17 protein-coding genes, 2 tRNA genes and 1 other annotated feature are annotated in these 19,190 nt (G+C 37.4%); of the genes, 11 read left to right on the forward strand and 8 right to left on the reverse strand.

Annotation, left to right across the window (positions count from 1 at the left end; all coding sequences use genetic code 11):
- Positions 1–114: 114 nt before the first annotated feature.
- The 9 genes from ACI6MV_RS21160 to proC all read left to right on the forward strand — a co-directional run bounded on the left by ACI6MV_RS21160 (position 115) and on the right by proC (position 9,189).
- On the forward strand, positions 115–798 hold the full coding sequence (locus ACI6MV_RS21160) for a uracil-DNA glycosylase (protein ID WP_407272318.1): 684 nt from the start codon (positions 115–117) through the stop codon (positions 796–798).
- A 119-nt stretch (positions 799–917) separates the two neighbouring features.
- On the forward strand, positions 918–2,255 hold the full coding sequence (locus ACI6MV_RS21165) for a D-alanyl-D-alanine carboxypeptidase family protein (protein WP_407272319.1): 1,338 nt from the start codon (positions 918–920) through the stop codon (positions 2,253–2,255).
- Between the two features lie 741 nt (positions 2,256–2,996).
- Positions 2,997–3,881, forward strand: a complete 885-nt coding sequence (pdxS, locus tag ACI6MV_RS21170; protein ID WP_407272320.1) for a pyridoxal 5'-phosphate synthase lyase subunit PdxS — start codon at positions 2,997–2,999, stop codon at positions 3,879–3,881.
- 17 nt (positions 3,882–3,898) lie between these two features.
- The gene (gene pdxT, locus ACI6MV_RS21175) at positions 3,899–4,489 is read left to right on the forward strand and encodes a pyridoxal 5'-phosphate synthase glutaminase subunit PdxT (protein WP_407272321.1); all 591 of its coding nucleotides are present in this window, start codon (positions 3,899–3,901) and stop codon (positions 4,487–4,489) included.
- A gap of 38 nt (positions 4,490–4,527) precedes the next feature.
- Positions 4,528–4,751: a binding site (T-box leader), on the forward strand.
- Positions 4,752–4,807: 56 nt separating this feature from the next.
- Complete coding sequence (gene serS / locus ACI6MV_RS21180; RefSeq protein ID WP_407272322.1) at positions 4,808–6,082, forward strand: serine--tRNA ligase; 1,275 nt, start codon at positions 4,808–4,810, stop codon at positions 6,080–6,082.
- A gap of 464 nt (positions 6,083–6,546) precedes the next feature.
- Positions 6,547–6,639 (forward strand) — tRNA-Ser (locus ACI6MV_RS21185).
- A gap of 179 nt (positions 6,640–6,818) precedes the next feature.
- Complete coding sequence (locus tag ACI6MV_RS21190; RefSeq protein WP_407272323.1) at positions 6,819–7,802, forward strand: peptidoglycan DD-metalloendopeptidase family protein; 984 nt, start codon at positions 6,819–6,821, stop codon at positions 7,800–7,802.
- Positions 7,786–8,172: a bactofilin family protein gene (locus ACI6MV_RS21195; protein ID WP_407272324.1), complete on the forward strand. Its 387-nt coding sequence runs from the start codon at positions 7,786–7,788 to the stop codon at positions 8,170–8,172. Before ACI6MV_RS21190 ends, ACI6MV_RS21195 begins: the two co-directional genes overlap by 17 nt.
- 186 nt (positions 8,173–8,358) lie before the next feature.
- Positions 8,359–9,189, forward strand: a complete 831-nt coding sequence (proC, locus tag ACI6MV_RS21200) for a pyrroline-5-carboxylate reductase (protein ID WP_407272325.1) — start codon at positions 8,359–8,361, stop codon at positions 9,187–9,189.
- Positions 9,190–9,657: 468 nt separating this feature from the next.
- Here proC and ACI6MV_RS21205 read toward each other — a convergent pair whose 3' ends face one another.
- Positions 9,658–10,338, reverse strand: a complete 681-nt coding sequence (locus ACI6MV_RS21205) for a deoxynucleoside kinase (protein WP_407272326.1) — start codon at positions 10,336–10,338, stop codon at positions 9,658–9,660.
- Positions 10,335–10,976 (reverse strand): deoxynucleoside kinase, encoded by a 642-nt coding sequence (locus tag ACI6MV_RS21210; protein ID WP_407272327.1) that lies wholly within the window; start codon positions 10,974–10,976, stop codon positions 10,335–10,337. Before ACI6MV_RS21210 ends, ACI6MV_RS21205 begins: the two co-directional genes overlap by 4 nt.
- A gap of 193 nt (positions 10,977–11,169) precedes the next feature.
- Here ACI6MV_RS21210 and ACI6MV_RS21215 point away from each other — a divergent pair.
- A tRNA-Arg gene (locus tag ACI6MV_RS21215) sits at positions 11,170–11,242 on the forward strand.
- A gap of 316 nt (positions 11,243–11,558) precedes the next feature.
- Here ACI6MV_RS21215 and ACI6MV_RS21220 read toward each other — a convergent pair.
- The 5 genes from ACI6MV_RS21220 to ACI6MV_RS21240 form a co-directional block, all read right to left on the reverse strand.
- Complete coding sequence (locus ACI6MV_RS21220; RefSeq protein WP_407272328.1) at positions 11,559–11,726, reverse strand: hypothetical protein; 168 nt, start codon at positions 11,724–11,726, stop codon at positions 11,559–11,561.
- Position 11,727: 1 nt separating this feature from the next.
- Complete coding sequence (locus tag ACI6MV_RS21225) at positions 11,728–12,960, reverse strand: Ger(x)C family spore germination protein (RefSeq protein WP_407272329.1); 1,233 nt, start codon at positions 12,958–12,960, stop codon at positions 11,728–11,730.
- A 5-nt stretch (positions 12,961–12,965) separates the two neighbouring features.
- Positions 12,966–14,057: a GerAB/ArcD/ProY family transporter gene (locus ACI6MV_RS21230; protein WP_407272330.1), complete on the reverse strand. Its 1,092-nt coding sequence runs from the start codon at positions 14,055–14,057 to the stop codon at positions 12,966–12,968.
- 24 nt (positions 14,058–14,081) lie between these two features.
- On the reverse strand, positions 14,082–15,593 hold the full coding sequence (locus ACI6MV_RS21235; protein ID WP_407272331.1) for a spore germination protein: 1,512 nt from the start codon (positions 15,591–15,593) through the stop codon (positions 14,082–14,084).
- A 158-nt stretch (positions 15,594–15,751) separates the two neighbouring features.
- On the reverse strand, positions 15,752–16,285 hold the full coding sequence (locus tag ACI6MV_RS21240; protein ID WP_407272332.1) for a YceI family protein: 534 nt from the start codon (positions 16,283–16,285) through the stop codon (positions 15,752–15,754).
- Positions 16,286–16,623: 338 nt separating this feature from the next.
- Between ACI6MV_RS21240 and acsA the strand changes: the two genes are divergently transcribed.
- Positions 16,624–18,339 (forward strand): acetate--CoA ligase, encoded by a 1,716-nt coding sequence (gene acsA, locus ACI6MV_RS21245; RefSeq protein WP_407272333.1) that lies wholly within the window; start codon positions 16,624–16,626, stop codon positions 18,337–18,339.
- A gap of 49 nt (positions 18,340–18,388) precedes the next feature.
- Here the strand turns inward: acsA and ACI6MV_RS21250 are convergent, their stop codons facing one another.
- On the reverse strand, positions 18,389–18,907 hold the full coding sequence (locus tag ACI6MV_RS21250; protein ID WP_407272334.1) for a DUF421 domain-containing protein: 519 nt from the start codon (positions 18,905–18,907) through the stop codon (positions 18,389–18,391).
- Between the last annotated feature and the right edge of the window lie 283 nt (positions 18,908–19,190).

Raw genomic sequence — 19,190 nt, forward strand, 5'->3', positions numbered from 1 at the left:
CTGTTGCAGGCAAACTAGCATGTTAGTATTAGTTATCGTCTGTGCGTGCGCATTTTGTCCTGTATTCATGGTACAATTATAATGTAAGACATAATATGGAGGCATCCTTTTTAAATGGTAAAAAATATAATAAACAATGATTGGGATCAGGTGTTGCAACAAGAGTTCGTAAAGGAATATTATCAACAACTCAGAGATACGTTAAATGAAGAATATCAAGCACATACCATTTATCCAGACATGTATCATATTTATGAATCTTTGAAACGGACCTCTTTTGCCAAAACAAAAGTAGTAATTCTTGGACAAGACCCTTATCATGGACCTGGACAAGCACATGGGTTAAGCTTTTCTGTACAACCTGATGTAAAGACACCACCATCCTTGCAAAACATATATAAAGAGCTACAAGCCGATTTAGGACATCCTATTCCTAATCACGGCAATTTATATTCATGGGCCGAACAAGGAGTCTTACTTCTGAACACAGTACTTACTGTGCGTCGGGGTCACCCAGCCTCTCACAAAAATTTAGGTTGGCAACAATTTACTGATCAGATTATTTCGTCGTTAAATAAACGTGACCAACCGATCGTGTTTTTGCTTTGGGGCAGACATGCGCAGCAAAAAGCAATGTTGATTGATGCAGATAAACATAAAATCATCACTGCAGCTCACCCAAGTCCATTTTCTGCGCATCGCGGATTTTTTGGAAGTAAACCATTTTCTCGTACAAATGCATTTTTACAACAACTTGGGGAAACTCCTATTAATTGGAGAATTACAAATAAGAGCTAACCAATTAATAGTATAAAAGTAAATGTTATGTAATTTGTCCTAATAAAGGACATTCAACTTTAGATATTCCTGTGATAAAATGATCGATGTGCATACTATTATAGTGGAGGTAGACAAGATTGAAACAAACATTAAGAGTTTCATTTTTGCTGTTAGCAGCGTTACTTATTTCATTTACTTCATTGGTGATCAATCCTAATCAAGCAAAGGCAGAGACATTAGATATTCAAGCTGAATCTGCTATATTAATAGATGCAGAAACAGGTAAAATATTGTTTCAAAAGAATGCGGATTTATTATTACCACCAGCCAGCATGACTAAAATGATGACAGAATACCTTGTTATGGAAGCAATAGCAGAAGGTGAAATTAGCTGGGACACAACAACATTAATAAATGATTACCCATACTGGCTTTCTTCACAAACATCATCGTCTGGTATTGGATTAATTCAAGATAAAGCATATACGGTTAGACAATTGTATGAGGCAATGGGAATAATATCAGATAATGCCACAACAGTTGCATTAGCAGAGCTTATTGCAGGTAGTGAAGGTGCCTTTGTTGAGATGATGAATCAAAAAGCAAAGGAAATGGGACTGCCTGAATATGATTTTGTTAATTCTACAGGATTACCTAATTCATATTTAGAGGATTATGTTCCTGCAGGTGCAGACCCTAATGGAGATGATATGTTATCAGCTCGTTCCGCTGCGCTTTTAGCTTATCACTTAGTTAATGATTACCCTGAAGCATTAGAAATATCAAGTACGTTAACTTCCGAATTAGACGGCCGACAATTAGAAAATTTGAATTGGATGCTACCATGGGAAGGAAATAACTTTGTACAATACGGGTATCCAGGTGTAGATGGCCTGAAAACAGGCTATACCTCAGAGGCAGGATACTGTTTTACAGGAACAGCGGAACGAGATGGTCGTCGTTTAATTTCTGTTGTAATGAAAACAGGTAGCCAAGGCGAACGTTTTATTGAAACAAAAAAATTATTAGAATATGGATTTTCACAATTCACTAATACAGAATTATATCCAACAGGCTATCAAATAGAAGACGAATCTGTTCTACCAGTTGCCAAAGGAAAAGAAGAACAAGTAGAGATTGAAGCAAACAATTCGATATTCACGACGATCAAAACGGGTGATGAAGCGAATTATTCTGTTAAATATACAATGGATGAAACAAAGTTAAATAAAGATGGAGAACTAACTGCTCCAATCGAAAAAGGTGAAAAAGTAGGTACGATGGAACTCGTGTATAATGGTGATGGAGAAAGTGAATTTTTAATTTCTGATCAACATACACTTACCGTTGACGTGATCACAACATCAGGAGTAGAAAAATCAAACTGGTTTATGCTAACGATGGGTGCAATCGGCAATTTCTTTAGTAACATATTCACTACAGTAGCAGATACGGTTTCAGGCTGGTTTAGTTAAGTAAAGGCACTTTTCATGTATGTGAAATTTCATAGTTGAAGTAAAATCCGTCGTAGTGCTAGATGCAAAGTGGCGATAAAGCTTGATAAACAAGTTCGGTGGTTTGGCGGCCACCAGAGCGCTTAGGTGTGACAAAAAGGGCATCATTTGAATTGTGGCCACCAGAGCCCTTATCTAACCAAAAGGCACATGAATAGAATCTATTCTTAGTAGATAAGGGCTCTCATGTCCGCTAAATTATCAAATCTGTGATTTCAAGCGAAATAAGCGCCCTGGTGTCCGCTTAGACCATACCTTTCCGGAGGCGACCAGACCTTCGTACCACACGTTCCGGAAAAGGCGTACTATGAATGGTGCACTTGTACTTTTGAGTGGAAGCACTATCCCAAGTTTACATCGCATTCTAGGATATTTTGCGCAATCATAACATCTTTTAGAAAACAGCCTAAATAAAGAAGCGCAAGCAATATTGGCTAGGCTAAACTTCACCAATGGCTTGCGCTTTTCTTGAAAATTCAAAGATGTCTAGCGAAAGCGGACTACCCCCTCGAGGTCTTAATCCAGGAATCTTTGTGGTAAAGACCAACACATAGATTCCTGGATTAAGCTTGTCGGGGGTGAACAAGGCGCTTGCGCTTTGCTTGTTACATAATATAAAATGGATAAATAATACTTAATAATTATAAAAGTGAATTATTGTCTAATAATAGTATTAAATAGATATCATGGGAGGATATGACTATGTCAAACTTAGGTACGGATCGTGTAAAAAGAGGAATGGCTGAAATGCAAAAAGGCGGCGTTATCATGGACGTTGTAAACGCCGAACAAGCTAAAATTGCGGAAGAATCGGGTGCTGTTGCTGTCATGGCACTAGAACGTGTACCATCAGATATTCGTGCTGCTGGAGGAGTAGCTCGTATGGCTGATCCTACTATTGTAGAGGAAGTTATGAATGCAGTATCTATTCCAGTAATGGCAAAAGCACGTATCGGCCATATCGTAGAAGCTCGTATATTAGAGGCGATGGGCGTAGATTACATCGATGAGAGTGAAGTGTTAACACCAGCAGATGAGGTGTATCATTTAAATAAACGTGATTATACGGTTCCATTCGTTTGTGGTTGCCGTGATTTAGGTGAGGCATCTAGACGTATTGGAGAAGGTGCTTCGATGCTTCGTACGAAAGGTGAACCAGGAACGGGTAATATTGTAGAAGCTGTTCGTCACATGCGTGAAGTACAAGCACAAGTACGTAAATTAATTGGCATGACAGAAGATGAGATCATGACATTTGCTAAAAACTTAGGTGCACCATATGAAGTATTACTTGATATTAAGCGACAAGGTCGCCTGCCAGTAGTTAACTTTGCAGCTGGTGGTATTGCGACTCCAGCTGATGCTGCACTAATGATGCAGCTAGGTGCTGATGGTGTATTCGTTGGATCTGGTATCTTTAAATCGGATAACCCGGAAAAATTTGCGAAAGCTATCGTAGAAGCTACAACACATTATCAAGATTATAAGTTAATTGCAGAAATTTCAAAAGGACTTGGTGTAGCTATGAAAGGGATTGAAATTAGCTCACTAACTCCAGAACAACGTATGCAAGATCGTGGTTGGTAAGTAAGGAAGGTGTTATCATGGTGAAGATTGGTGTACTAGCACTTCAAGGAGCTGTCCGTGAGCATGTCCGTTCAGTAGAAGCATCAGGTGCAGAAGCAGTAGTCGTTAAACGTAAAGAACAGCTTGATGAAATTGATGGCTTAATCCTTCCAGGCGGCGAAAGCACTACAATGCGACGTCTAATTGATAAATATGATTTTTTTGATGCATTAAAAAACTTTGGCACACAAGGGAAACCGATCTTTGGTACGTGTGCAGGGTTAATTTTACTAGCATCAGATATCGTAGGACAAGAAAGTGCTCATCTACAACTTATGGATATGAAGGTGGAGCGTAACGCTTTTGGTAGACAAGTTGATAGCTTTGAAGCAGCTCTTGAAGTTAAAGGTATTGCTGAAGATTTTGAAGCGGTATTTATTCGCGCTCCATATGTAGTAGAAGTTGGCGAAGATGTAGAAGTTCTAGCCGTAGTTAACAATAATATTGTTGCAGCTAAACAGGGGCAATACTTGTGCAGTGCTTTTCATCCAGAATTAACGGATGACCACCGCATGACTGCTTATTTTGTAGAAATGGTTGAAGCAGCTAAGAAAGAACTTGCATCTTAACCATAATTTCGCTATTCTATAAAAAAACATTAAATAATAATGAAGTGATGATAGGAAATAGTAACAGCTTTGCTTTCTTTAGAGAGTCGATGGTTGGTGCAAATCGATGAAAGGAACCTGTGAATCCATCCTTGAACTAGTGTGCAGAACAATTAGTATGCATACTCGGCAGCTTGCCGTTATCGAAACTTAGAGCCGGAAGAATTATTGTTTATTCTTCAATCAGGGTGGTATCGCGGGAAATCAAACTCTCGTCCCTATTTTTATAGGGATGAGGGTTTTTTGTATTGTATAAAGATGAAGAAGGAGGAATTTATCATGTTGGACATGAAACTATTACGAACTCAATTTGCAGAAGTAAAGCAAAAACTTGCGCACCGAGGTGAGGATTTAACGGACTTAGATAAGTTCGGTGACCTTGATGAAAAAAGACGAGGATTACTAGCTGATACAGAAGAATTAAAAGCACAGCGTAATGACGTTTCAAAACAAATCGCTGCATTAAAAAAGGAAAAGAAAGATGCCGATGATTTAATAAAGGAAATGCGTGAAGTAGGCGACAAGATTAAAAGCTATGACACGGAATTAAGAGAAGTAGAAGAACAACTAGAAACATTGTTACTATCTATTCCGAATATACCGCATGAAAGCACACCAGTTGGTGAAAGCGAAGACGATAATGTCGAGGATCGTAAATGGGGAGAAGTACCGTCATTTCCGTTTGAAGCACAAGCACATTGGGATTTGGCTACGAATTTAGGTATCCTTGATTTTGAGCGGGCAGCTAAAGTTACAGGAAGTCGATTTGTTTTTTATAAAGGCCTAGGGGCACGCCTAGAGCGAGCATTAATGAACTTTATGATGGATTTGCATGCGGATGAACACGGATATCAAGAAATGCTACCACCGTACATGGTCAATAAAGCTAGTATGACAGGTACAGGACAACTACCTAAATTCGCTGAAGATGCTTTTAAAGTTGAAGATTGGGAGTACTTCTTAGTTCCAACAGCAGAAGTACCGGTTACCAATTATTATCGTGATGAAATCTTAAGTGGACAACAGTTGCCACAGAAATTTGTTGCATTTAGTGCATCTTTCCGTTCAGAAGCAGGTTCTGCAGGTAGAGATACAAGAGGATTAATTAGACAGCACCAGTTTAACAAAGTAGAACTTGTTCAATTTGTGAAGCCTGAGGATTCTTACCAAGTGCTTGAACAATTAACGAATCATGCAGAGAAGGTGTTGCAATTACTACAATTGCCATACCGAGTGATGCGTATGTGTACGGGTGATTTAGGATTTACAGCAGCCAAAAAATACGATATCGAAGTATGGATCCCGAGTAATGACACGTATAGAGAAATTTCTTCTTGTTCTAATTTTGAAGATTTCCAAGCACGCCGCGCAGGAATTCGTTTTAGAAGAGAAGAAAAAGGAAAGCCTGAATTTGTACACACGTTGAATGGCTCTGGTTTAGCAATTGGCCGTACCGTTTCTGCAATATTAGAAAATTACCAACAAGCAGATGGATCTGTTGTCGTACCAGAAGTATTACGTCCTTATATGGGTGGAATAGAAGTAATTAAATAAAGTAAATTGATGCTGTTGTTATAAGGTTTTAATTACAAAAATATCTAGATGCTAAACATACGCTGTGGAGGGATGTACTGCGGTCGATGAGTCGATGACGGCCACCAGTGCGCTTATCTGTGACAAATGAAGCATTATTAGAATTGTGCGGCCACCAGCGCACTTATTTGGATGAATTTGTTGTTTCAACGAGTTGATATCAGTAAATAAGTGCTGTGGTGGCCGTCAAATCATCAAAACTAAAAATTTCAAGCGAAATAAGCGCTTATATGGCCGTTAAATCCGGCTAACTCGTCTGCTGTTGGTAACAGCTAGACGCATGAGCAAAAATCTCAAGCACTACGTCGTATTTCACTTCAATTATGTAATGTGAAAATTAATAAACGTCAACAAACTTAACAAAAAAATTATATAAATATGTTGACAAGCTATGCATAAATTGATATATTAGTTTTTGTCGGCACGGAGGAATACCCAAGTCTGGCTGAAGGGATCGGTCTTGAAAACCGACAGGGGTGTCAAAGCCCGCGGGGGTTCGAATCCCTCTTCCTCCTCCATAATTATATAGCGCATAAAATTTGGAGATATACCGCTACATTTCGATGTAGCGGTTTTTTAGTGTTTAAATTTAACTGTTATTAAATGGAATATTGTAAAAAAAGAAGGATATTGAAATACAATGTCGAATCATGAAACGTGGTGTAACAATAATGAAAGTCATGTAGGGAGGGAAAGAATGAGAAAGAAGAAAAAATGGACGGTTTTGGTCATCTCCAATAAAAATGAAAAACGGATACGCCAATTAAATATACCGAAAGCATCAGCCTTATTCGCAATCATTTTTCTACTATCATTAGCAGGTTCACTCATTATAACTCAAATAAGGCTTCAACACTTTAGTGAAGAAAATGCTACCCTAACAGAGCATATTAATCAGACACAAGCAGAACTACAACAAGCCAATCAAGAAATTGTTTATTATCAAGAAGAAACGGCTTGGTTGGATGATCAAGTCCTCCAATTAACTGATCTCCAACAGGAATTAAAGGGCATGATTAACTCTATGGACCCTGAATACATTAATGAAGCAAATCTAGATCTTGCAACAGGAGGGGTAGAATACAACTCATTACAAGTAAATGAGCAGGTTCCTGTGGAGAAAGAGGAAACATTACCTGAACAATATGCGCGCTTAAAAGAAAATGTTCCTACTCTATTGAATAACTATAAAAAATCGATAGAAAACTTTCAACAAATCAATGCAGAGTTGAGCCGAACTCCAATATTATGGCCAACTGATGCTACACGAATTACGTCAACGTTTGGTAATCGATCCGATCCTTTTACAACTTCGGATGCTTATCATAGCGGTATGGACATCGCTGGGCCTTATGGAACACCTGTATATGCTACAGCAGATGGTCAGGTATCCTTTGCTGCTCGCAATGGCGGATACGGAAACTCTATCGTTATTAATCACACTTCTATTTTGCAAACGCGTTATGCACATTTAGCTCAAATAGAAGTGGAAGAAGGTCAGCAAGTGAAAAAGGGAGATACAATTGGCTACATGGGATCAACTGGCAGAAGTACCGGCGTACATTTGCATTACGAAGTGATTAAAAATGGTGTGACGATTGATCCATACCCTTACATGACTTTCATGCAGAGATTGAACCAATCCGATACAAAGGAGAATGGAAATGAAAATGAAGAGTAATAAGCAGTTAGACATATTGGATACGGTGGTTGGTGCTGGGTCGACTTTTGAAGGTACAATCAAAACAGAAGGTAGTGTCCGTGTGGAAGGAAAAGTACTAGGTGACATCACTTGTTCTGGTGATTTAACCGTGGGTGCAAGTGGGAATATCGAAGCTAATATTGATGCTCGTAATATTACAATTGCTGGAACTATAAGTGGAAATGTTCGTGCATCTGGGATTGTACACATTGAAAAGAAAGGGCACTTATTAGGTAATGCACACATGAAGGCTTTTATAATCGATGAAGGTGGCATTTTTGAAGGAGAAAGTAAGATGGACGATTTCAATATCGAAGGAAATAAAAAGCTGGAAATCGCAGCAGAATAGGTTTTATGAGATAGCTTAAATTATAAACTTGACATAAAATATATTTACCTGCATAATACTAAAAAATAAAGAATAATCAAAATGCAAAAATCCTTTAGTGTAATTTCATGCTTGTGATTCAACCTCATTTCGTCCTTTTAAGGGAAGGGCGGAGTGGGGTTTTTAAAATGTAAGGAGTGGAACTACGTGTTAAGAAAAGTAGCATTTATTGGTGCCGGTTCGATGGCAGAAGCAATGATTATCGGAATGAAAACAAGCGGATTGTTAAAACCAGAACAAATTAGCGTAACAAATAAGTCAAACCAAGATCGATTAGACTACCTAAATAAGCTTTATCATATTCATACTTCTTCAAATAAACAGGAAGTCATAGATGGTGCCGATATCGTTATTTTAGCAATGAAACCAAATGGTGTTGAAGAGTCGATCAATGAAATTAGACCGTATCTACTTGAAAATCAAATTTTATTATCTGTATTAGCGGGTGTATCAAGTGATTTCATAACAGAAACGATCGGCTTGCAAATCCCAGTGATTCGTGTAATGCCAAACACGTCTGCAACAATTGGACTTTCAGCGACAACTATTGCTGCAGGTAAATATGCGTCACCATTGCATGTTAAGCAAGCAGAACAGCTGTTACAAACAATTGGGACAACGACAGTTGCACCGGAAGATAAAATTGATATTATGACGGCTCTTGCTGGAAGTGGGCCTGCTTATTTCTATTATGCGGTTGAAGCGATGGAGAAAGCAGCAGAAGTACATAACTTAGACAAACATATTGCCAGGGATTTAATTGCCCAGACACTTACTGGCGTGGCGGAAATGTTAAAAGTTTCTGAGGATGAGCCTGCCGAACTACGGAGGAAAATTACTAGTCCAAATGGAGTCACGCAAGCAGCGATTGAGGAGCTAGCATCACATAACTTCCAACAGGCTTTGATTAGTTGTGTAAATCGCGCGGTGGAGCGATCGCAAGAACTTGGTAGTAACTTTACCGTGAAGGAAAAATAAATAACCATAAAAAAAGAAATTGAGCGGTATGGTATGCTCAATTTCTTTTTTTATATAAGGTTGTTGTTAGTACGTAAAATAGCTAGACTCCGTCGTAACGTAGTGCACGTGATTTCCGCTCCAGACAGTCGCTTTCCGCGGGCACGGCTTCAGCTAACTCAGAAGCATAGTGCGCTTCTGAGTGGATCTTCAGCTCGCGCTGTCCCGCAGGAGTCGACTGCCTGGAGCTCCAATCACCCGACGTAAGGAGCAATCCAGTTAACAGCGGAGGAAATGCCCTTCGACTCCTGCGGGACTAGCGGCGTAAGTGAGACCCCGCAGCGCGAAGGCGCGAGGAGGCTCACTAGCCCCCCGCGGAAAGCGAAGGGCATTTCCGGAGCGGGTCAAGCACTCGCCAAACTACGACGCATTTTACTTCAACTTTGAAATGAACAAGGGAATAAAATTTACAACAACCTTCTTATCATATTAGACTGGTTGCCCTGATTTCCATTTTCTAGACTGTTGGATGAAGTGGCCGACTTTTTCTAATACGACTTCAATCGATTCCTCATCTTTAATAACATCATAATCAGCAATATTTATACGTAGCACCGGACAAGCATTAAAGTTGTTAATCCATTCCTCATATCTACCGAACATTTCTTTCCAATAACTAAGTGGTGTTTGTTGCTCCATCGGGCGTCCACGGAGTTTAATCCGATCAACGATATCGTCAAAAGATCCTTCTAAATAAATAAGTAAATCCGGGTGAGGGAAATAAGGTGTCATCACCATCGCGTCAAATAAACTACGGTATGTTTCATAATCAACCGCAGACATTGTGCCTTTTTCATTGTGCATTTTAGCAAAGATTCCAGTGTCCTCATAAATAGAACGGTCCTGTATGAATCCTCCACCATATTCAAAAATGCGTTTCTGTTCCTTAAATCGTTCTGCTAGAAAATAGACTTGTAGATGAAAGCTCCATCGCTGAAAATCTGAATAGAAGTTATCAAGGTATGGATTTGTATCTACCTTTTCGAAGGAGGTACGGAAGTTAAGTGCATTAGCTAACGCCTTCGTCATCGTCGATTTTCCAACGCCAACAGTACCTGCTATCGTTATTACACTATCATTTGGAATCTTATAGGTATCTCGTAAACTCATTGTACAACTTCCCCTTTATGCATATGCTTTTCTACTTGATCTAAAATAATTGAAAAATCTGCTTCATGTTTTACAAAATCAACGGTATCCCCATTAATTCGAATCACAGGAATATCAGGATGCATGCTTTCAAATTTATTCATAAATTGTTGGTAATCCTTTGATAGTTGCTCAAGGTAAGAGGCTTGGATATTATGCTCCACTTGTCGACCACGCATTTCAATTCTTTGCAGCAAAGTTTCTAAGCTGGCATCAAGATAGACCATCATGTTTGGCTTAGGCATATCGGCAGTAAGAATGTCATAAACTTTCGCATATTTATCGAATTGCGCCTCTTGCAATGTGCGTTGAGCAAAAATCATATTCTTTGAAATATGGTAATCGGCAATAACTGCCTTGTTTTGTGTTAAATAATACTTTTCGATATCCTCTAATTGTTTGTAACGATTACAGAGGAAAAACATTTCTGTTTGAAAACTCCACGCTTCGATATCATCATAAAATTTCCCCAAAAATGGATTTTCTTCAACGATTTCTTTTAATAAAACAAACTGAAAATGATCAGCTAATCGTTTCGCTAAAGATGTCTTTCCTACACCGATTGGCCCTTCTACGGCAACAAAAGGAAGCTTGTTCATTACTTATCCTCCGATCAAATCCGACAAAATTCTCTATTTTTACAGCAAACTATATTTTATCATAACATATCATAACTAGGACAGTTTCTCAGCAAAACAACAGTTGGAAAATATCGAGAAAAAGAAGAAGCGGTGACTTTCCCTTTTCAATTGGACAATGATTTTGTATAATAAGTAGTACTTGTCTAAACATGGCTCCATAGCTCAGGGGATAGAGCATTGGTTTCCTAAACCATGTGTCGTAGGTTCGAATCCTACTGGGGCCATTATCACTGTCATATCACGGTTTTGACAATTTTGGATGTCGCACGGTCTAGCTGAAAAATAATATAAGCCGTGCGCCATTGATACTCAAATTGTCGGACCTAATAGAACTCCATAAAAAGCCTTTTAATCAAAATTTGATTAGATGGTTTTTTTGTGTCTAACTCCGAGCGCCAGAAATTAGGCGACTTCACGAATCGCCTTAACATGAGTCATCATCCATTCACGAGCTCATCGTGATTCATTCAATTCGCTCCAGTCGCTACGTTGCTAAACGGGCGCTCTACGATTTTCTTATGATCCATCTTTGTACTATTGCTACCTAACCATCATAAAGTAAATGAACGGTGATGCTAAAGCAAGTAGTGACATCACAGAAATAGCAATTCCACCTAATTTATTCTTTTCTTTAAAGCAAGTTCTTGCATAATTACCGCAGAAAATGGCGACGTAAAGCGCTATTGCTCCTAGAATAATTCTACCCATATTAATCCCTCACTTCTGAAAGGTTGGAATCATTAATCATTTTACCAAACTCTAATCGTACTAGATTGTAATTAACCGTGATGTCGGCATTTGGATAGATGTTTTCATTCCAATCAGCTTGTTCATACTGTTCGATGGTTCGAAAATATTTTCTAACAAAAAGTGACCAATAAAATGGTTCTGCTCGATACACTTCTTGTGTTTTTTTTATTAGTTCACTTGCTTTTTTCTCCAATGCTTCTTCAATGGATTTCGACAATAGTTTTTGATATTCTTTATTTTTTGCATAATCGACTAAACTTGGAATTGCAAGTATCTCTATTTGGAAATTAACGGTTACATCAATTTTGGTAGGTTTATTTTTATTATATTTGACCTTTACTTCAGGGGCAGTCTTTTGAGAATAATCAGCTGCAATTCGATATTCGTCGTCTACCGGATCTACATAAGTAGATAATAAATCATCCAAGTTCTGGGTATAATCAAACACTAACGATATTCTCGTTTCCTGACCATCAAGGGTATCAATCATTACCCCTTCTTTAAATACCGCTGATCCCATAAATTGCGTCGTATTACCACCTTGTTGTGGTATTTCACCAGCTATATACTCGTCTTCATAGCCATCATGCTTCGTTTTCCCAATTTCTGTAGTAGCATAAATAGCCAAAAATAAATCGGCATCTCCTTCAGTAATTTGAAAAAAACGATGGATATCAGCATCTGGGATAATGCCAGTTTCTTTTGCCCGGCTAATCATATATTGATAATATTTATGTGGTCTTGTTTCCAATTTAGGATTGTTATTATTTAAAAAAACACTAGCATTTTCTTTGCTAACAATAATTTGTACACCTCTTCGAATCTGCGTTGTTCTACTTGCAGATTGAATAATACGGATAAAATCACCTGATCTTGCTAATTCTTCGGATATGATTAACACCTTTGTTTGGTCTAAGGTTATTTCTTTAGAAACAAACGAGTTAGCAGTATTTGTTGCTGTTAAGATATCTCCACCGGTTAATGTAACAGTTTCCTTTGGGTCTTCAGAGGAACCAGCCCCTACAGTAGAGCCAACTTCAGGATTTGCGATTTGAAACGTAAAACGAAACACACCTTTTTCATCTGTTTTATCTACACCAATAGCAATAACATAAGATTGTTGTTCTAACTCTACTTTGTCATAACATCCTGTGAGAACCAAAAAGATCAATACTATAAAAATACATTTCATCCAGGTCATAATCGCTTTAAATCCCCCTTACTAAAAGCAACAATCCATAAAAGAATAGGAAAAAATATTAATACAGGCGTCATAATATTTAAGAGTTGATCTCTTAACAGCAATTCATTGATTAATGAGTTTTCTGGAAGCAAACCAGCAATGATTGTAAAAAATGCAAAAGGCAATATTAATGGTTCAAATTCATTAATATTGAATACTGCAGCAAATATCCATGTAACGAGATATAAGAATACAATAAATCGGATATAGGCCGCCAACAGCCAAAACACCATAAAGAAAGTTTCTACATTCGTAATAAATTCACCAAAGTTTATATACTGGGTAACATCATGAAACGGAAAGGCAATCTTAGAGATTGAATTATAATCAAATACCATCGTATAGATTAAATAAAATAAAACGATTTCTACCATGACAAAGATACTTCCTAATATTCCCCCAGTTCGAAAACTCTTCGTTTCCTTAAATGTAGTGTAAGCAATCGTTAGAAAAAATAGTTCAGCAAAAAGGGATCCTTTTAATACGCCTTGCGTCAGAATAACGTCAAGTCCTGTACCAAATATCGGAAATATCCGTGGAAATATAGCTTTACTGAAAATTAAGTAAGCTAACAGGAATACGGCAATTTTAACGAGCGGAAGTCCAATAAATGAAGTGAAACCAATCACTTCAAAGCCCTTTTTTGCACAATAACAAGCAACACCGATAAAAATAAAAAATACGATAACAGTTGGTGATTCGGGGAAGTAGAGCAATTTAATTTGTTCAACGTAGTTTCTACTATCAAGTGCTAATGAAAGGAAGGCAAAAAGAAAAATAACAAATCCGAATAGCTTACCGACCAAGGTTCCTAAGATTTGCTCCATTAATTCAATTAAATTTTTATCTTTATACTTTTTTAATAAATAAAGCAGCAAAAGAAATGATGGGAAAATAACGATAAAGGCTACAATTGGAATCATCCAAAAAGCGTTTTGCGCTTTTTGAGCAAGTAAAGAAGGCGTTGTATCAGAAAGTTTTAGTCCAATAAATAGTACTACTATCGCAAACATTTCTTTTGCTTTTAATGTTTTCTCATCTTTCATTTGTGCAAGCCACCTAATAAGTTTCTAAGATTGTTTTTTCTTTTTTTGTAAGTCTTTTGGTTTAATTTGTCCTGGTCGGAAAATTTCTGCTCTTATGGCCTTGCGAAATAACGTATCATGAGGTGATGTAAAACCAGGGGATAAAGGAGAAAAATATGGTACACCAAATGATTTAATCGATGCGACATACATAAACCACATCATAAATGCCCCCATTAAGCTAAACATCCCAAAGATTCCTGCCGCCAGGATAAACAGAAAACGAGTAATCCGAAGCGTGTAGTTAATACTAATGTCAGAAACTGCGAATGATGTAAGGCCGGATACAGCAGAGATAATAACAATGATTGGACTAATAATATTTGCTTCAACTGCTGCTTGTCCCAGTATTAATGCACCAACGATACCAATCGTCGGTCCTAATGGATTAGGAATTCTTATTCCTGCTTCACGAATTAATTCAAAAGCAACCTCCATGATTAATACCTCAAAAATGAGTGGGAAGGGTACCCGTTCTCTTGATGCAGTGATCGCTAATAATAAATCAGGAGGTAACATTGAACTGTGAAAAGTAGCAAGTGCAACATATGTCGCTGAAATCATCGTTGTAAGAAAAAAAGCTAGCATACGTATAATCCTTGTAAAATTACCATACAAAAAACGTAAATATCGATCTTCTTGTGAGTGAAAAAAAGACCAAAAAGTCACAGGGAGAATTAGACAAGATGATGAGTTATCCATGAGTAATACAACGTGTCCATTTTCAATAAAAGATGCCGCCTTATCCGGTCTTTCGGTATATAAAATAGTGGGTACTACGGAATAGGGCCTATCCTCTATTAGTTGTTCCAACAACTCCAGGTTACGGACATTATCAATATCGATTTTATCTAATCTTTCTTTTAAATTTTTTAATATGTCCTCATTTACTAAGTCTTTAATATAAACGAAGTTCAACTCCGTCTTTGAACGACTACCTAGTTGCTTTGCTTCTGTAATTAACTGTTTGTCGTGGATTCTTTTTCGTAGTAAAGAAACGTTAATATATAAAGACTCGGTAAAAGCTTCTTGTGGTCCTTTAATTAGGCTTTCATTTTCAGCCTTGCCAATACTTCGATGTTGAAATTGAGCAACGCCAATGCTATAAGCGGTTGTTTGTCCATCAATAAACAAAATCGCATTACCGCTGTTAATTTCTTCAATTGCGTCCCCTAAAGTAGTAACATCCTTTATGCTTTCTACAGTTATAATATCTTCTAGCTTATCTCCTTCAGCTTCTAATAAAGGACGAATGATTGCCTCATAAATCTTATCACCATTTACAATTGTCCCATAAAAAAATAGATTTACTCTTTTTTTGTTATATTGGGCTGTTAGCTCACGAACGGAGAAATCTTTGTTTGTTCCATAAGAATAGAGTTCTTTGATGTGTTTAGCGTTAGTTTCTAAATCTGATTGGATGGGATCGTTCAGCTTTTTATTGTCTTGTTTTTGCTGTTGACGGTTTGAGTTTCGTCGTTTAATGGTCCTTAACACATCATCACTCCTTGCACCAAAATCTTATTTATTTCTAGTGTTTGTAGGATGTGGGAAATTATGAAATATATACTTTCAATATTAAAAAAAGTACCCTTCAGGTAGACTTTTTAAGTCGTTACCAAAGGGTACTTTTATTTAAACTTCATATCATAAACTTAAGCATCTTTTTTCAATTGTAAATCCATTGTAATCTTCACATCTTTACCTACTAAAACTCCACCGGTCTCTAATGAAGCATTCCAAGTAAGACCATATTCTTCACGATTTAAGCTACCTTCTCCAGTAAAGCCAAATACTTGGTTGCCCCACGGATCTTGTCCTTGCCCTTCAAATACGATTTTGAACGTTTGCTTATTTGTAACACCGTTAAGCGTTAAATCGCCTGATACGTCATATTCCTCGTCAGATGTTTTTACGATATTTGTTGTTTTAAAAGTCATTTTTGGTTTGTTTTCTACATCGAAGAAATCAGCAGATTTTAAGTGATTGTCACGATCTTTACTACCAGTATCAACACTAGCCATATCGATATTAAATTCAATATCAGCTGTAGTTAAATCTTCTGGATCGGCATTAATTGAGGTTTCAAACTCATGAAAAGTTCCTTTAACTTTTGTAACCATCATATGTTTTACTGAAAAATCAATACTACTGTGCGCAGGATCTACGATTAATTTTGTCTTTGACAAGATAAGTCCCTCCATTTAAATAATGTTATTTTTCGTCATTAGCTTACTTTACGTAAGTAAGTATATAATAGTACATTCATAACGTCAAGAGAAATTATTTCGAAACTAGGATATTTTAAAAATGATTATTATAATAACTATTTCCTTATGATAGAGTGAATAAACATAAAAAAATGCAAGCGCTTCCCTTTTCATTTCGCTCAATTAATATTAGAATGGAGATAATAAGCAAAATATTTGTAAAATTAGCAATACGTTTTCTAGTTATTTATAGGCTATTAGTGCAAATGTTTTGTATAATATAGAAAACGTTTACAATATTTCGATGGGGTGATGAGATGGATATGCAACCAATTTCAACAAGAGCAGGTAATCATAATCTGGACAATTACGAAATGAAACGAGAGACATTTAATTGGGATGAAGTGAAGAGAAATTTTAGCTGGTATGAAACTGGAAAAGTAAATGCTGCTTATGAAGCCATTGACCGACATGCAGAAGATCCAAGCAAGAAAGACCAAACGGCACTTTTATATTCTTCGCCAGACCGCGAAGAGAGTTTAACGTTTCATGATCTTAAAGTAAAAAGTGATCAGTTTGCCAACGTATTAAAAGATCATGGAGTTATCAAAGGTGACCGTGTCTTTTTGTTCATGCCGAGGAGTCCTGAGTTTTACGCATGTTTTTTTGGTATTTTAAAAAATGGTGCGATCGCAGGTCCATTATTTGAAGCGTTTATGGAGCAAGCAGTACGTGACCGTTTAGAGGATAGCGAGGCATCGATGCTTATTACTACTCCTGAATTGCTTGAAAGAGTTCCAGAATCTGAATTACCTAATCTTAAGAAGATTATTCTCGTTGGAGGAGAGAAGCAAACATCAACAAAATATATAAGCTATGAACAGGAAATGGATCAGGCTTCAACAGATTTTGATATAGAATGGGTAGACTTAGAGGATGGTATGCTGCTTCATTATACTTCTGGTTCAACAGGAAAGCCTAAAGGTGTATATCATGTACACAATGCAATGATTCAGCATTATGCTACCGGAGATTGGGTAATTGACTTAAAGCAGGATGATATTTATTGGTGTACGGCAGACCCAGGCTGGGTTACTGGAACAAGCTATGGAATTTTCGCTCCATGGTTGCACGGGGTAACAAATGTCATACGTGGTGGTAGATTTACACCAGAAGATTGGTATGGAACGATCGAAAAGCATAACGTATCGATTTGGTATACTGCTCCGACTGCATTGAGAAAACTAGTTAGTGCAGGCTCTGAAGTTGTTAACCAATTCGATATGTCATCTTTAAGACATATTATGAGTGTAGGGGAACCTTTAAATCCAGAGGTTATCACATGGGCACTAAGTACCTTTGATCTTCGTGTGCATGACACTTGGTGGATGACAGAAACAGGTGCGATGTTAATCGTTAATTATCCTACTATGGATATTCGACCTGGATCCATGGGTAAACCGATTCCAGGTGTGGAAGCTGCTATTATCGATAATGAAGGGAACGTGTTGCCCCCAAATCAGATGGGGAATTTAGCAATTAAACAAGGATGGCCGTCGATGATGCGGGCAATTTGGAAAAATCCCGGCAAATTTGAAAGCTATTTTATTAATGGCTGGTATGTATCTGGCGATAGTGCATATATGGATGAGGATGGATACTTTTGGTTCCAAGGCCGACTAGATGATGTAATCAATACATCAGGTGAGCGTGTAGGCCCATTTGAGGTTGAAAGTAAGCTTATTGAACACCCAGCAGTTGCAGAGGCTGGCGTTATAGGTAAGCCTGATCCTGAACGTGGAGAGATCATAAAAGCGTTTATCACATTAAATCCTGGATATGAGAAAAGTGATGATTTATTAGAGGATATTCGTCAGTTTGTAAAAACAGGTCTTAGTGCACACGCTGCTCCAAGAGAAATTGAAATTAAGGATACGATTCCAAAAACACGCAGTGGTAAAATTATGCGTAGATTGTTAAAGTCTTGGGAACTAGGATTGCCAACTGGTGATACGTCTACATTAGAAGAATAATTGATTATAAAATCCCTCACGAGTGTGAGGGATTTTAACTTTTTAGCGACTAATGCAAATAATCTTCATGATCAGTTTTATGTGATTGGGTAATCTCTTCAAAAATATTCTCCTGCTTCTTTTGGTCATCATGATTTGGGTAAATTGGTAGCTGAGAAGGATTTAACATACTCGGGTGAATTAACTTTTTAAATTCACCAACTGTTAATGGTCTGGCATCTTCTTTTAATTCGTAACCTAATTGTCCGTTAGGCTCTAACGTAGCAGTTTTAATGTCCGATAGCTTGCTAATACCTTGCTGACGAACAAACATTTCTAATTGATCTACTGTTAATCTGTTTTTTCGCAACTCATTTGGTTGAAGTTGGCCATCTTTAACAAGGACCTTAGATTTTCCTGTAATGAACTTCTCAACAGCATTTGATTTTAACTGAATCCATTCGATGACTACAAGAGACAGAACAAAAATCATAACAACGACGATTGTTCTTGCAACACTTGTATCAATAATAGGTTGAATGATAACTGAACCGATAGAAATCATAATAACCGTTTGTGCTAAAGTCATTTGAGATATTGATTTTCGTCCGGATATTCGAAGCAAAAGTATCCCGGAGAACACTAATAGGATAGAGTTCAATACTAATTGTATATCCAATTAATTCACCCTTTATGGTTATTTCTGCTTAGTTTAAACAACGCTGTTTGTTTTACTCAAGCTCTAAATGGATTTTAAGGGATAGAAGAAGAAGATTGTTGTTATTACGCAAGATAGCTAATATGCGTCTTAGTGCGAAGCTGATCACTGATCTTACATGTGCACGCTCCGTCCCTACACTTTGCTTTCCGCG

Source organism: Radiobacillus sp. PE A8.2, assembly GCF_045635475.1.
Taxonomy (GTDB): Bacteria; Bacillota; Bacilli; order Bacillales; family Amphibacillaceae; genus JBJGXI01.

What these genes read in the sequence shown, in the direction of transcription:
- ACI6MV_RS21230 (WP_407272330.1), bottom strand. Translation starts at nt 14,057, where the DNA reads ATGAAAGATGAGAAAACATTAAAAGCAAAAGAAATGTTTGCGATAGTA.
- acsA (WP_407272333.1), top strand. Translation starts at nt 16,624, where the DNA reads ATGGATATGCAACCAATTTCAACAAGAGCAGGTAATCATAATCTGGAC.
- serS (WP_407272322.1), top strand. Translation starts at nt 4,808, where the DNA reads ATGTTGGACATGAAACTATTACGAACTCAATTTGCAGAAGTAAAGCAA.
- ACI6MV_RS21225 (WP_407272329.1), bottom strand. Translation starts at nt 12,960, where the DNA reads ATGAAATGTATTTTTATAGTATTGATCTTTTTGGTTCTCACAGGATGT.
- ACI6MV_RS21205 (WP_407272326.1), bottom strand. Translation starts at nt 10,338, where the DNA reads ATGAGTTTACGAGATACCTATAAGATTCCAAATGATAGTGTAATAACG.
- ACI6MV_RS21190 (WP_407272323.1), top strand. Translation starts at nt 6,819, where the DNA reads ATGAGAAAGAAGAAAAAATGGACGGTTTTGGTCATCTCCAATAAAAAT.
- pdxS (WP_407272320.1), top strand. Translation starts at nt 2,997, where the DNA reads ATGTCAAACTTAGGTACGGATCGTGTAAAAAGAGGAATGGCTGAAATG.
- ACI6MV_RS21210 (WP_407272327.1), bottom strand. Translation starts at nt 10,976, where the DNA reads ATGAACAAGCTTCCTTTTGTTGCCGTAGAAGGGCCAATCGGTGTAGGA.
- ACI6MV_RS21160 (WP_407272318.1), top strand. Translation starts at nt 115, where the DNA reads ATGGTAAAAAATATAATAAACAATGATTGGGATCAGGTGTTGCAACAA.
- ACI6MV_RS21195 (WP_407272324.1), top strand. Translation starts at nt 7,786, where the DNA reads ATGAAAATGAAGAGTAATAAGCAGTTAGACATATTGGATACGGTGGTT.
- ACI6MV_RS21220 (WP_407272328.1), bottom strand. Translation starts at nt 11,726, where the DNA reads ATGGGTAGAATTATTCTAGGAGCAATAGCGCTTTACGTCGCCATTTTC.
- ACI6MV_RS21250 (WP_407272334.1), bottom strand. Translation starts at nt 18,907, where the DNA reads ATGACTTTAGCACAAACGGTTATTATGATTTCTATCGGTTCAGTTATC.
- pdxT (WP_407272321.1), top strand. Translation starts at nt 3,899, where the DNA reads ATGGTGAAGATTGGTGTACTAGCACTTCAAGGAGCTGTCCGTGAGCAT.